Source organism: Bradyrhizobium sp. 41S5, assembly GCF_011516665.3.
In the GTDB taxonomy this organism is placed as follows: domain Bacteria; phylum Pseudomonadota; class Alphaproteobacteria; order Rhizobiales; family Xanthobacteraceae; genus Bradyrhizobium; species Bradyrhizobium quebecense.
The window spans coordinates 4,527,733-4,540,739 of record NZ_CP083721.1 but is presented as its reverse complement, the minus strand read 5'-3'; the positions used below and the strand labels follow the sequence as shown (position 1 = coordinate 4,540,739).

14 protein-coding genes and 2 pseudogenes are annotated in these 13,007 nt (G+C 57.3%); 7 read left to right on the top strand and 9 right to left on the bottom strand.

The annotated features are described in order from the left end of the window. Window positions 1-30 precede the first annotated feature (30 nt). Together HAP47_RS21755 and HAP47_RS21750 are read left to right on the top strand one after the other, a co-directional pair. Window positions 31-801: a hypothetical protein gene (locus HAP47_RS21755; RefSeq protein ID WP_173642834.1), complete on the top strand. Its 771-nt coding sequence runs from the start codon at window positions 31-33 to the stop codon at window positions 799-801. A 16-nt stretch (window positions 802-817) separates the two neighbouring features. Next, the gene (locus HAP47_RS21750; protein ID WP_173642835.1) at window positions 818-1,102 is read left to right on the top strand and encodes a hypothetical protein; all 285 of its coding nucleotides are present in this window, start codon (window positions 818-820) and stop codon (window positions 1,100-1,102) included. An 840-nt stretch (window positions 1,103-1,942) separates the two neighbouring features. On the opposite strand, the gene HAP47_RS21745 is transcribed toward HAP47_RS21750, so the two are convergent. Beyond that, complete coding sequence (locus tag HAP47_RS21745) at window positions 1,943-2,131, bottom strand: hypothetical protein (RefSeq protein ID WP_173642836.1); 189 nt, start codon at window positions 2,129-2,131, stop codon at window positions 1,943-1,945. Window positions 2,132-2,431: 300 nt separating this feature from the next. On the opposite strand from HAP47_RS21745, the gene HAP47_RS21740 reads away from it, so the two are divergent. Further along, a complete protein-coding gene (locus tag HAP47_RS21740) occupies window positions 2,432-3,094 on the top strand; it encodes a hypothetical protein (protein WP_173642837.1) in 663 nt (220 codons plus the stop codon). Window positions 3,095-3,112: 18 nt separating this feature from the next. Here the strand turns inward: HAP47_RS21740 and HAP47_RS21735 are convergent, their stop codons facing one another. The 6 genes from HAP47_RS21735 to HAP47_RS21710 form a co-directional block, all read right to left on the bottom strand. Further along, entirely contained in the window at window positions 3,113-3,658 is a 546-nt protein-coding gene (locus tag HAP47_RS21735) for a hypothetical protein (protein ID WP_173642838.1), read from the bottom strand. A gap of 130 nt (window positions 3,659-3,788) precedes the next feature. Next, the gene (locus HAP47_RS21730; protein WP_173642839.1) at window positions 3,789-4,409 is read right to left on the bottom strand and encodes a hypothetical protein; all 621 of its coding nucleotides are present in this window, start codon (window positions 4,407-4,409) and stop codon (window positions 3,789-3,791) included. A gap of 111 nt (window positions 4,410-4,520) precedes the next feature. Further along, window positions 4,521-5,015 carry a hypothetical protein gene (locus HAP47_RS21725; protein WP_173642840.1) on the bottom strand — a complete coding sequence of 165 codons (495 nt, stop codon included), beginning with the start codon at window positions 5,013-5,015 and terminating at the stop codon, window positions 4,521-4,523. A gap of 179 nt (window positions 5,016-5,194) precedes the next feature. Then, window positions 5,195-7,168: an AAA family ATPase gene (locus HAP47_RS21720; RefSeq protein ID WP_176396291.1), complete on the bottom strand. Its 1,974-nt coding sequence runs from the start codon at window positions 7,166-7,168 to the stop codon at window positions 5,195-5,197. A 29-nt stretch (window positions 7,169-7,197) separates the two neighbouring features. Next, window positions 7,198-7,509, bottom strand: coding sequence for a hypothetical protein (locus HAP47_RS21715; protein ID WP_173642841.1), 312 nt, complete (start codon window positions 7,507-7,509; stop codon window positions 7,198-7,200). Between the two features lie 53 nt (window positions 7,510-7,562). Beyond that, entirely contained in the window at window positions 7,563-8,750 is a 1,188-nt protein-coding gene (locus tag HAP47_RS21710) for a hypothetical protein (protein ID WP_173642842.1), read from the bottom strand. Window positions 8,751-9,345: 595 nt separating this feature from the next. Here HAP47_RS21710 and HAP47_RS21705 point away from each other — a divergent pair. From HAP47_RS21705 to HAP47_RS21695, 4 genes and pseudogenes are all read left to right on the top strand, one after another. Continuing rightward, window positions 9,346-9,618, top strand: coding sequence for a hypothetical protein (locus HAP47_RS21705; RefSeq protein WP_173642843.1), 273 nt, complete (start codon window positions 9,346-9,348; stop codon window positions 9,616-9,618). Between the two features lie 123 nt (window positions 9,619-9,741). Beyond that, a pseudogene (locus tag HAP47_RS41615) lies at window positions 9,742-9,876 on the top strand (hypothetical protein); the annotation flags it as partial. Between the two features lie 77 nt (window positions 9,877-9,953). After that, window positions 9,954-11,069 (top strand): tyrosine-type recombinase/integrase, encoded by a 1,116-nt coding sequence (locus HAP47_RS21700; protein ID WP_173642844.1) that lies wholly within the window; start codon window positions 9,954-9,956, stop codon window positions 11,067-11,069. Window positions 11,070-11,125: 56 nt separating this feature from the next. Continuing rightward, a pseudogene (locus HAP47_RS21695) lies at window positions 11,126-12,199 on the top strand (ComEC/Rec2 family competence protein); the annotation flags it as partial. Here the strand turns inward: HAP47_RS21695 and HAP47_RS21690 are convergent. Both HAP47_RS21690 and HAP47_RS21685 read right to left on the bottom strand, forming a co-directional pair. Then, entirely contained in the window at window positions 12,196-12,423 is a 228-nt protein-coding gene (locus HAP47_RS21690) for a hypothetical protein (protein WP_173643171.1), read from the bottom strand. The pseudogene HAP47_RS21695 and the gene HAP47_RS21690 overlap by 4 nt on opposite strands. 146 nt (window positions 12,424-12,569) lie before the next feature. Continuing rightward, a complete protein-coding gene (locus HAP47_RS21685; protein WP_092114590.1) occupies window positions 12,570-12,998 on the bottom strand; it encodes a hypothetical protein in 429 nt (142 codons plus the stop codon). Between the last annotated feature and the right edge of the window lie 9 nt (window positions 12,999-13,007).

Here is a 13,007-nt window from a genome sequence, read left to right as displayed (position 1 = left end):
CGCCGCAACACGGCGCACATAGGAGTTATCTTGGCTAAACAAACTAAACCAACGACCGTGCTCGACACTATCCGGGGCACTAGTCAGAAATACGCCGCACTTCTCGAACGTCAACAGCAACTGATCGACCGCGCAGATGAAATCAAGCGCGAGGTAGGGGGCAACACGACGACGTGGCGCAGCACGCTGGACGCGGGCGGCACCATGAAGTCGCAAAGCTTCGAAGAGAGCCTCGGCGCGCAATTCGTGCGGAATAGGACGTGGGAAGACGACACGCCACGGCCGGATCCGAAACCCGCACTAGTCCGACGCGCCGTCGTCGCAGCCAACGAGTTACTCGATGGCTTACTACCACCTGAACCACCGGAGGAACCGTTGCCGGCGCCGCCCACCAAGAGATGGCAGGGCCAAGATCGATATCAAGCGCTCGCCAACGAGAGCGAGGCTATCCAGGTTGCGCTGCGCCGGCTGTCGCCTGAGATCGAGAAAGCGCGCCGCGAATACAGCAAGCAGGTCGTAGAACAGCGCATCGACGATTACTCGGCGCTCGTCGAGCATGCCGTTGATGCGGCGCGATCGCTCGGTGATGCAATTCTGGAGATCTACACGTTTCTGGATTTGCAGCGGGCTGAAGGCGTCGAGTTGCGCCACTTCCGGACGGTGAACTTGACTGATTTCGGAGATTTGAACGCAGGCTCGCCGCTGTACGAACTGATCGTTAGATCGTTTGAACAGAAACACGTCGGAGCCGGGAAACTGCCACGCTGGAAAGCCCCAGACCGATTTTCGCTTTTGAACTGATATCGGAGATTTGAGAATGCAAAAGAAATCGAAGGCGATGACGCCCACGGAGCGCGCGCAAATGTCCGCTATGCTTCTTAAGCTTGAAGTGGATGCTAAGGCCGATGTTGAACGGCACCGGAATCGCGGTGCCGAACTGAGGCAAGCTGAATCCGAAATCGAGGCGAGCAAGCCGCACGATCCGCGTTGTTATTATTACGATATGAAGCCTGTCAAGGCCAAGGCGGTGAAGGAGCCCGATCCGGTAGCCGCAGCGCTGGCACGCGCCATCCGCAACAAGCGGAACGCGGCGCAGCGGTAATCGCCAAACAGCGGCTCGCGTGTTGATGTGTCGGCGCGGCACGGAACAGCGCGCCGGCCCATCAGCTGCAGATCGGGGGGGGGCGACCCGAAGTCTAGCTTGGCCGCCTTCAAACACCGCGTCCCCCCATTTTCACGCGCTTCCACAATTCAGACCCCGGGGTGAAAATTGCCTAGACCACGAACACCGATGGCCAAAGCGAGACTTGAAGGCCGGGACGCCAAGAATCCTCAACGTTACCGGAAGCGCAACGATCCAACTGGCGACGCCATTGGCGCTCCGCCCAAATGGTTGACCGAGCCGCAAGCCGTGGCCTGGCGCGAATTCGCTGGAGAGCTGCCTTGGCTCAACGCGTCACACCGCTGCATCGTTGGAATCGCGTCAGTGTTGAGGGCTCGCCTGCAATCAGGCGAGGAGGTTGGCACAAAGGCGCTCAGCTTGTTGCGCCTGTGTTTAGCCTCACTGGGCGCGTCGCCGGTAGATGCTAGCAAGGTCAGCTGGGCGTCGGCAGATGATGCGGACGACCTGCTAGACGATTAGCGCCGCTTAACTCTATAGAGAACGTCGCGACGCCGCGCCAAATAGTTGGCAGCGAGTAACGTGATGGCCAATACCGCGAGTGCGGTGCAGAGCAGTTTAATGATCATTTGAGTACCTCACTAAGGCGGGGCCGCACGCGCAGTATTTCGCGGCGTCCCCACCCCAGTCGCATTCGGCCGAATATTTCCGAACGCCTGTATCGTAGCCGCCTGCAAGCGAACGGCCAATTCGTCGCTCGCGTAAACCCTAACCATAAACCTTACCAGGCGTGTGCCAAGCGCCCAAGGGCTGGAGCCGAGATTAACCTCGCGTATCCAGCGAAACGCCCAGCAACGATGCTTTCACCATCACCGCCGCAGGGGTCCGCTTCAACTTCTTGGCGATCTTCGCGACACCAGCCTTTTGCTTGGCGAGCGCCTTCATCGTCTTCATGTCGTCCTGCGTCCACTCGCGACGCTTGACGCTCTTCTTCTTGGCTTTCTTCGCCATGTTGGCTCCTTCGATTTAGGAGCGGCTTTTAGCACGTGTTCGTAGCGAAACAATGATGGGCGCCTCGCGTCCACTCAGCAGGGAATCAAAATTGTCAAACGATCTAGTAGTTCAGCCCGGCGCGAAGATGGACCAGCTCGGCAGCGATACTGAATTCGTTCAACCAACATTCTACATAGTCCATGCAAGACTTCCTGGCCCGCGTTATCCCCACTTGGCGGTATTCGACAATTCGGAGGAGGCGGCCGATCACGTAATTTGGCTTACGCCGCGCGCCGTCGGTACCATTAGGACGATCGAATGCACACCGCCGGAAAAGTGAAGGGTGAAAAGCCAGACTGGTTTCCCGACTGGAGCGGTGAGACTGCTGTGATCGTGGCATCAGGGCCAAGCGCCACTCATGTTGATCTGGCCCAAGCCAAGGGCAAAGCAAAACTAATAACGATCAACGACAGCTGGAGGCTCGCGCCATGGGCGGATGCGCTCTACGCGCATGATGAGGCGTGGTGGGACGTTTGGAGCGGCGTGCCTTCGTTCAATGGCTTAAAGATCTCCGGCCAGAGGACAAATCCTAAGTGGGACGTGAAACTGGCTCGGATCAACAAATACCGAGACGAAATCCTTGTTGAGCCTGATGGGACAATCGGCTGGGGCAGTCACGGCGGATTTCACGCGCTGAATTTGGCGATCCAATTTGGGGCGCGCCGTATCGTGTTGGTCGGATATGACTGCCGGATTGACCAAGGAATTAACTGGCACGGTGGACATCAGCACGGACTGCCAAACAAAGGAATCGTTTGCGTGACCATCTGGCGAAAGGTGTTAGACATGCAGGCGCTGTTGCTCAAGAAGCTCGGCGTTGAAGTGTTGAACGCATCGCCGGTTAGCACGCTGACGGCATATCAGAAGGTCGAATTTGCTGCGGCAGTGCAAGGCGCGGAGGTGAGGAATGTGCTGGCGTGAGGCTGTGGGAGTCCGCGCCTACCCAGCTTCATCCGTTCCGCGTGCCGACGATTTAGCGGCTAACGCGGCACGAAGATTCGAAAAATTCGCCAATATCTCCTGACCGCCACCAAGGGTCTTATTTCCTAGGTCAATTGCCTCTCTAACGCGATGCAGGCCCATTCGATCGACGGTATAGTCATCCTTGCTTTGAAACTTGAGACTCTTGAGTAGTTTGGTCGCTGCAGTGGCTGCAAATTCGAGGTTGCCTGTCGTCTTGTTCGGGACTATCGGGACGTGAGCGACCGTATTTCTGACTCTGGCAACCCTCTCCAATCGATCCGCGTGCGCTTTTAGAGCCTTCCTCCAATCTTGCTGTCGGATGTGGTCCGCTCGAGCTTTTAGAAGTTCAATTTTCTGACGCGGGTCGAGGGTTGCAACAACCGCTTCAAGCATTGGCGAACGGACAAGTTGCGCGACTTCGATAATGATATGATTGAGCTGATGATCAAGACCCGCGTAAAGCAAGACTAATTCCCCCACTGCAGCATAAGCCTCTTTCCATTTCCCTTCCTCTGTCGACAAATTGCACCTCTTTAGAAAATGGTTATTCGTTTCCTGGCTCTAGAATGTCTCTCATCAGTTCTCACGCGGCAATTTCGCGATGGCGTGGCGAGGGACGAAGTTATGACGAGGACGGTGTTAGAAGCCTTCGTCAGTCCAATTCGTTGTCTGTAGGGCAATAGGCGACTGCTCCGCCGGCCAACGTCATTCGACAAAAATCCGTATGATGAAGATCAGAGAAAACATCCCGATACCACGCCCGGCCGGCCAATACGATTACACCATTGTTTGCGTGAGCTAGAGCGGTGATATCGTCCGTCATGGGTGTCTCGCTCAAAATGCTGCTATAAATTGGACTGTCTGTCCCGCTTGGAGGAACAATCATCATTGTCCTCGTGTCAGGATTGCTCGTTGGATCACGGAGAAAAGTGTGAGCCTTGCTTAAGGCGTCGCCCCCTAGAAAAAGTTTGACGACAGATGTCGTTTCGGACGAGGGCGTTTTCCCAAAGTTGTAAATCGCGATGTCCCAACGAGCTAATTCGCCTCGCTTGAACGATTTGTTTCCCTTATCATCGATGATGAGATAGGCACGAAGGCTCCTTTTCTCAGTGTCGCTCGAGATGTGAGCTTGATAGAGGCTAAGGCTTGCGGCCACCACTGCCGTTGCAATGGATGTAAACCAGACGAAGTAGTCGAGGCGGTGTTTGGGTGCTGGAGCCGGCGATGTTGCCTTAATTTCTGGATCATTTGGATTGTTGGCAGCATTGTCCATTTCGTCCACCTCACGTCATCGCGATGGCAGGCTCAGCTAACCGCTTACTCAGAACGCTCATACCAAGTTGACCACGAAGGCGAGGAGAGTGTTGGCCTGCAGCACAACCAACTACTCTCCTCTGTAGCCAAGTAGATGCGCGACCTCCGCAAGGAGGTGGTTGACCATCATACAAGCAGAGTCGGCCTTATAAACATCCGCGCTGGCGGCGCGTTCAGGATATCTGAACCAAAACTCTTTGTGGTAACGGCTAAGGTGCTCTACGTCCTTTGCAGTACCAGGCCAGAGACGTTCACGAAGTCCGTCTGTCCTGGCCAACAAATCCGCTAGATCGTGGGAGTGCTGCACTTCACGTTGATGCTGACCCTGAAAATGCAGCAAAGCCTTCAGGCCGTTCTCGATGCTGAATCCGATCAGAAGGTAGAAGGGAATTCCTATTCGGGAAATGTCTTCACCTGGCGCGGACAACTGAATGCGTCTAGCTCCGTCTAGTAAAGCAACTGCATATGCGAGCTTGTCGAAGTGAAGATCGGCATTTCCTGTCATGGTGGGGTTATCGCCGCTTTCGCTGCTGACGCTTAAGCCATCCTTGATAGGCTTGATCAACTGTGATGCCTCGGCGGCGAGCAATCCGATAGAAATTGTTGAATTGCTTGCTCGTTGGCGACGGAGCGCCGGTTTGTTCGCGATGCTGCTTATTGGCAGCCATCGATAGCAGCACTACGAATGGGAGTAGAACCAAACCAATAATTACGCCGATGTGCATATCGCTATCCCAACCGAGTTCAGTCGATTAACCTATTGATAGCACCAAAGGCCTTTTCAAACCGGTCAAGCGCCTCTTTCGGTGCCGATGAAGTAAGAGATGACACGTTCTCTGCAAAGTAGCGTGCCGGCCTAAAATGGCCGAATTTGCCACTGCTCAATGGGTGACTTTCGAGATAATCCTCAATCCTTTTAAGAATGCGAGGGTGCTTCGACTTGATGCCGGCAGGCTTTATGGGGGCAGATAGCTGTTTTGCAAACTCGGCATTTACGAGCTGCAAATAGAAGCTCAGTCCAAACATATCCTCGACATCCGCCTCACTTGCACCGTCAATGAAGTCAGCAAAGGTCAGGACGTTGGACTTCTTCAGTAGCTTCTCTTTGTAGATCGCCTCGATTGACGCCTGGTCTGCCTTCTGGGTGTCCAGCAGAGTAACTATCTTCATGCCGCGCTGCGCCCCGAGCAGGGCAACGAACGTCGGCACTTTGGACGCACCGCCGACAGGCGTGATCGTCCACCTCGAATCGAGCCCTGTTCGGCCAGAGGATTCCAGGATGCCCGAGATTGCTTGCATGAAGAGAAGGTCCGCAGCTCCTTCCACGACGATGGAATATGGGCTGACGAATAGGGTCTGGTGAATTTCGTAACCGAGTGCGCCCTGCAGAGGAAATAGACTATCGTCGCTAGCGGCAAATACATCGGGTAGCACGGTGGTTCCTGCAGCCGATGTTTCCTCTTCCTGGTCACCGTCGTTCTCGATGCTCAGATCCTGGACAATTCGGACACGCTCGAAATGGCGCGGATCGATCATGAAAGGTGAGTGGGTGGAGTAGACCAGCTGGTGCTCGCCCCTTAGCTCGGTCTCGAAATAGCGGAGCAGATCCTCTTGTGCTTTCGCATGTAGCGTCAATCCTGGTTCATCTAGTAGCAGAATGACTTTGTCACCGTTTCGCTTTACGTCAGAATACCAGGCCAAGAATGAGAAGAACCAAACGAACCCCCTCGAACGGCTGCCGAGTTCTGTCGTAACGAGATGCCTGCTATCGAAAACGCCTCCCCATATATTGAACCCAGACTGCATACCGGGTGGATCATCCGGAAGACCGGGCCGGACGTCAAAGGTCATCCGGAGGTGCTTGTTCTGCGACCAATATTTCAGAATCTGCTTCGATAGATAGTTGCTCGCACCCTCAAGCTTCCCCTTTAGATCAATAGTACTCTTAGCTTCGACCATCTCTTTGAGGCTGAGGCGGGCAAGTCGGATCAAACCGAGCATTGGGTGGTCCGACGGCTTTAAGCCGTTTGCGTTAGAACGCTCGATGAGAGCCTGGATGTTCTCGTGTCCGGACAATTGGTAGTACTCATCGAAGTATAAAAATTTGGGAAGCGCTGCTGCGAGGAATTGATCATAAATGAACCTTATCAGGCTATCTTTTGCGATTGCGGTCATTATGCCAACCAATCGCTTGATCTCTGCTGTTTGCTCCTGAGCGTTGAGGGCCGCGACGACATCCGCAGCTTTGAGGCCGGCTCCGGCGACGGCTTCACGAGTTAGTTCCGGTATGTCGGCACTGGAAAAAAGGAAGCGAAGCGCTTTCTCTTCATTCACCTTCAAGCTGAAGTATCTATCGTCCTCGTAGCATTTATACAGCGCCATCGTTTTCTCGATGAGGCACTCGGGGCCAAACATGGCCTCGATTCCAGCAACCTCTTTTTCCTCTAGTGCGAATTGTGCCCAGATGGGCATTGCTCGCTGGCGCTTTTTGGCTTCGACCGCGTGGCGATAGTCTTCGACGTCCATGCGCGGATAGTCGATCGTGACGCTAAACTTACTTTCTGATGGAATGACAGGATTCAGTCGATAGAGCGCTTTAAGTAGCGCGCTCTTTCCCGCTTCGTTTTTTCCAACCAGACAGGCAATGTCGTCGACCTCAATCAAACCGGAGTCGCGCACGCTCTGAAATTCTTTGACCCGAAATGATTTCAGTCTCATTTTCTGTCGTTCCCTAGTGCTGTGGTGCGTTATTCCGTGATCCCGACGTCCCATCCGCTTTGCGGGAGTGGCCGCTCGCCGTCAAAATCTGTGTGAGCGAGTAGGGCGCCGATACCGAACAGCACCATGCCGCCAATCCACACCAGGCAGGTTGCCGTCAAATAGGCGGATGTTCCAACGCCGATGTTGCCGGTGAGCCCGAACAGCGTGCCGGCGTTGAACAGAAGCCCGACGACTCCCCAAAGCCAAAACAATACTGCAAGAAATCCCTTTGAAGCGCCGTGGTTGCTTCTGAGCCGGAACGTGCGCTCCCAGCTGTCTTTCCCTTTAAATAACCCCATTGAAATCTCCCAAGCCCGTCGCAACTGTAGATCGCCGGTGGCGGGTGGGGCAACTAGTCTTTGGGCTTGCCTTCATCCGTGTAGACACGCTGATACCGCTCCTCTGGAGTCTTCCACGATCGTAGGAAATCCAGCGGGTCTTGGCTGCCCAAGAATTTGCGCGCGCGCTCGAGACGTTCCAGCACAGCATTTCTCTCGGTATCAGGCAGGCCGGCTGCGCGTTGCTCCGCCCCAGCGAGGAATCGCTCAACGTTCATCACGTTTGACCATTGCTGAATGATTTGTCCAAGATGCTCTTGGCTGTCCTTGATTGACTGCTGTGCGCGGCGTTTATCTTCCTCTCGATTGCGCCTCTCTTCGGCCGCTAGCTGCTCTAGGCGCGCTATCTCTGCTTTCCGTTTGGCTTCCTCTAACCCTGTGGCGATCTTGCCGGCGGCCTCTTCCAGCGACTTGACGATTTGTTTCAGGTCCGATCGAAGCGTTGTGTCTTTTGTGTCCTGCCAGGTTGCCGACCACTCTACGCGGTAATAGGGAGAGTACGCCAATAACCGAAGCCGGCCACAGGGGACATCCTGTGTAGTCGTCCAAGTGCGGTCGGCACCATAACTCGGTGGGACGTAGTCGGATTCTCGAACGTATTTACCTTCAACATATCGGAGCAACACCTCCTCAGACATTTCGATGATGGCCAGTCCCACTGCCACGCTGCCAATGTAGACAACGGTCGGTGCCATAGGTGACCATAAATTGTCGAAAAAGCTGCGGTTGCGTTTCGCGCGAGACTCGCGCTCATCAATTGTGGCTCGGCTTAAATGTTCTCCGCGCGGAGCTATGGTCACACGATGACCTGTGGATTCGAGCGTGTTAAAGAGATCGCTCGCAAATCTAAGTGCTTTATCGAGGTTATCCTTCGAAGTCGTGATGTCGGCCGACAGCTTTTTGTAGGGCTTTAAGTAGCCTCTATTGAACAGCGCCCTAAAGCCATTGTTATTGAGCGGCCTGCAGTGTTCGAAATGGTCTCTAGCATCGCGTATTAGGCGATGAGTATGCGGTGGTTGGAGCCGGATCTTCTTGGGTGTTTTTCCGTCCGGAAATTTCGTCCAATAGCTTTGCTTGGGTCTAGCAATACCGTAGATATTGCACATGCTGATCACGGAGCCGCGAGACTCTCCCAACTCATCAGCGACCTGAGCCAAAGGCTTGGACCAAACCAGTTCGGACAGTTCTTCTTTGGTGACCATGGCGCATTTCCGGGACGTGCCCCAAAGAAATGCTCAAATGGACCGCGCGGTGACGCAAGTCATGACTGCTTGTTGCCCACAACTCTCGGTGCGCTGACCCATGCCGTAGAAGCGTTCTGATCGCTTCGGGGCAGGACAGATCTTAAAGTTTGCGGCGCCGGATCACCTTGCCGACGTAGTTGCCGACCATTGCGCCAAAGACGGCAAAAATCAACATAACCACCCAAGGCGGCATTCCCATCGCGCTACCGCGAACGGCTATTCCAACTCCGCCGACAAAGAACCCAGCGAATAGACCGATTACAGCCCCAACGAGCCACCCCTTCATATAGACTCAGCTCTTAGTCTTGCTGCGCAGCGCCTGCCGCATCAACGTCCGTATCGCCTCTGGCCTCGTTTGAGCGGTGTCTTGCTCCGCTATCCAATTATCGACGGCGGACAAGTCGTCAGGCTGCATGCGCACACCAATAAGTGTGCCCTTTCCCGTAGGGGCGGGTCCGCGCTTTTTCTGTGTTATCACGGTTTGACGCTTCATAGAATCTGTGTTAACACAGTTTCGGGGCCGGTCAAATGTACCGGACGACAGGGGATATGAATGACCAATCTGACTGCAGCCGCCACTAGCAAGATCGAGCCGTCCACGCCTTTTTGCGCGGGCGCCTACTATACCGCCCTCCGAGACGAGGGCTGTGACCCAATTGTCCGAAACGGTGCCCTTCAGATCCTTATCAATGGGTCTTCAGAAAATAGCTTTGGCAGGTGGGCTGCGCTCCACGATCCGGACGGCTCGCTGAGGAAGGAATACGCGCGCGCCGCATGGGCCGCGCGGACTTCCGATGAAGATGTCATCCTGCTAGGCGTCGGCTAGCGGGGTGGCCTGACCAGGTGCGGTATAATTCACTAATGGTGGTTTGAGTCGCCTCAGCGGCGAGCCACCGGAGCGTCGGCCTTCCGGCGAGGTAAGCAGAGCTACTTCTTTAGGGGCACGCTCTTGCCCAATCCTGCCAATGACAACAGCCGCTTGCTCACACCAGAGCAGGCGGCTTTGAGGCTGAATATCACAGAGGACCAACTGAGTGCGCTCGTGCGCGACGGTGAAATCTCTTACATCAATGTCGGGCGCGGCACGAAGCGCCCGCGACGCCGCTACAAGGAAGAATTTATCGACGAGTTTGAAGAGCGTCGCACCAGGAGAGAAGTGCCGTGTCGGTCTACCGTGACAAGCGTTCGCCGTACTACAAATTCGATTTCTGGCATGCCGGTAATCGGTTTCATGGAACGACGAAGTGCACGACTCGAGGAGAAGCGAAAAAGTTCGAGACCTTAGAACGCGAGAAGGCCAAAGCACAGGTTAAGGCGACGTGGCGCGCCAAGGCGTCACTTCTGATCAATGACGTTGCCGATCGGCTCTGGAACGACAGCGCGCAATATGACTCGGAGCCGAAAGCTACTGAGACCAATCTTACGCGGCTGATTGAATATTTTGGCAAGTCGAAACCGCTGACGGACATCGACCATAAGACAGCCAAAGAAATGGTGGCTTGGCGCCGTGGTCAGCGCGTATCGCGGCGCGGCAAGCGGACCAAGGAAGAAGAACAGGCGTTACCGTTGGTCTCAAACGCCACCGTCAACCGGTCGGCAACCAAGGTGCTACAGCGGCTATTCACCTTCGCCAAGGCTGAGGGCGCGGTCTTTGACAATGAACCCAAATGGGACGAGCTGCTGCTGTCCGAGCCAGAGGAGCGCGTCCGCGAACTTAAGACCGAGGAAGCCGACGCACTCGATTCATCCATGCGCGACGACTACGGGCCGTTCTTTGACTTCGTGCGGGCGAGCGGCATGCGGTTGAAGGAATGCGTGACGCTGCGATGGTCGGAAGTGGACTTCGGCACCAGACAGATTGTCCGCCTTGGCAAGGGCGGCCGGCGCGTGGTTTTCCCGATCACGCCAGCTGTGCGCGAGATCCTATTCCCGCTGCGGGGACAGCACCCCGAGTTTTGCTTCACGTACCTTGCGGTCTACGGCAACAAGCGGCTGGGGCGGGTGAGGGGGCAACGGTATGCTCTGACCTATAACGGCGCCAAGACAGCCTGGCAGCGCCTACGAGCCCTGTCTGGTATCGCCAATTTCCGTTTTCACGACTTCCGGCACGACTTCGGGACCAAACTTCTCCGCGACAGCGGAAACGTTAAGTTGGTTCAGAAGGCACTCAACCACCGGGACATCAAGAGCACGCTGCGCTACGCCCATGTGCTGGACGAGGATGTAGCCATGGCTGTTGAGCGGCTCGCAAAGTCCCGGAATAAGTCCCGGAATTGAGCCGAGAAAGCCAGCTAACCTTTTGAAGAAACGAGCGATATCTGAATTCGGAAACGAGCTTCCAGATGTCGTTTGCGGCAACGCTCGGGCTGGTGGCGCTGGTGCAGATCGGGCTGCCGAACCTGCTGGCGTCGCCCGATCATTCGGCGACCGCGCGGGTTGCGCTGTGGGGCGGGCGTGAGCTCACGATGCTGATCCTGGCCTCGCTGGTGGCGGGGCTCGCGACCACGCCCTACGCCGCGTTCCATTTCCACCGCGTGACGCCCTACGGGCTGCTGGCGAACCTTGCGGCGATGCCGGTGGTGTCGGCGGTCGTGATGCCGGCCGGCCTGCTCGGGCTGCTCGCCATGCCGTTCGGCTTCGACGGCGTGTTCTGGGCGATCATGGGGTTCGGCATCGACTGGATGATCCTGGTGACGCAATGGGTCGCAGCGCTCCCGGGCGCGGTCGGCCGGATGGCGGCGTTCGGGATCGGGCCGCTGATCGTCGCAAGCGCGGGCCTCGTCCTGCTCGGGTTGTTGCGGACGCCGCTGCGCTGGTCGGGTGCGGTGCTGCTGGTGGCGGCCTCGGTCTGGGCGGTGCGGGTGCCGCAGCCGGACGTGCTGGTCTCCGCCGACGGCCGCAACGTCGCGGTGCGGGGCGGCGACGGGCGGCTGCATCTGATGCACAGCGCGAAGGACGCCTTCCTCGTCAAGGAGTGGCTGGCGGCGGATGCCGACGCGCGGACCGCGACGGACGCGTCGCTCGGCGAGGGCGTCTCCTGCGATCCGAGCGGCTGCGTGACGCAAGGGCCCGGCGGCGCCTTCGTCGCGCTGGCGAGCCGGCCCGAGGCGCTGGCCGACGATTGCGACCGTGCGGCACTGATCGTGACCGCACGGCCGGCACCGCGGGACTGCGCGGCCTCGGTGATCGATGCCGAGCGGCTGCGGCGCCACGGCGCGCTGGTGCTGCGGCGCATCAGGGACGGCTACGCCATCGATGCGGTCAAGCCCGGAGGGATCGACCGGCCGTGGTCGCCAGCGGTTCCCGGCGACGGTGAGGCTGCGACGACGTTGCGCGCCCCCGCAAGCGCGCCGCGGCCCACCGTCGATGCGACGCCGGCCGAGACCGATTTGCAGGGCGAAGATTAGCCGTTGTCGGGCGAGGGGCCGGTCGGCAACTCGAACAGGCCGAGATGGTATTCGTCGGAGTCAGGGCCGGCGTCAGGCTTCTTGACGAGGGTGAAGGAAGCCTCGGGAAATTGCTCCCAGACCTTCAGGTCGTCAGCCGTCACCGTCAGCCAGCCGAACCGGAACAAGTAGCGGCCCGGCTCCGTGACGCGTCCAGCCTTTTGCCATGTGACCTTGTCGACCACCACGCACGTCCTCCGTGCCCGATGATGCGCCAAGGCGCGCGCCGACGCAATTCTCCAGCCGCGCCCCGGAACCCGGCGTCCGGGGTCGCTCGAAATCGCTTAGGTCATCCGCCGCTGAACGGGTTCATTCCGCGGCGACGATGTGCTCAACCCAAAAACAGCGACGCAAATGCGGAGGGCCGCCGCTCCACAACCTTCGGCTTCTGCTCGACCGGCGGATGCAGTGCCGGCAATTGCAGCACGCTGACACGTTGTCCCTCGACGAGCTGGGTCACCAGCACATGGCTGCCGTCGGGGAATTCGACCGCGTCATGATGGCGATCGGGAACGTCGGGCTCGACTTCGTTGAACACCCCGACGCGGAAGTTCATCGTCTTGGTCCAGATCCAGCGGCTGTCGTAGCGAACGTTCTCGGCGAAAGCGAGCTCGGTGCCCGGCAGCATGCAGACCGCGACAGTGGGATCGGTCTCCGAAGCAAAGCCGCGGGTCGACGTGCCGCGGAAAGTCGTGGTGATCAGCGTCTCTCCAACAATGGCGGGGCGCGACGCCACGGCGTGCAGACTATAGTCACACATCGGATGGCT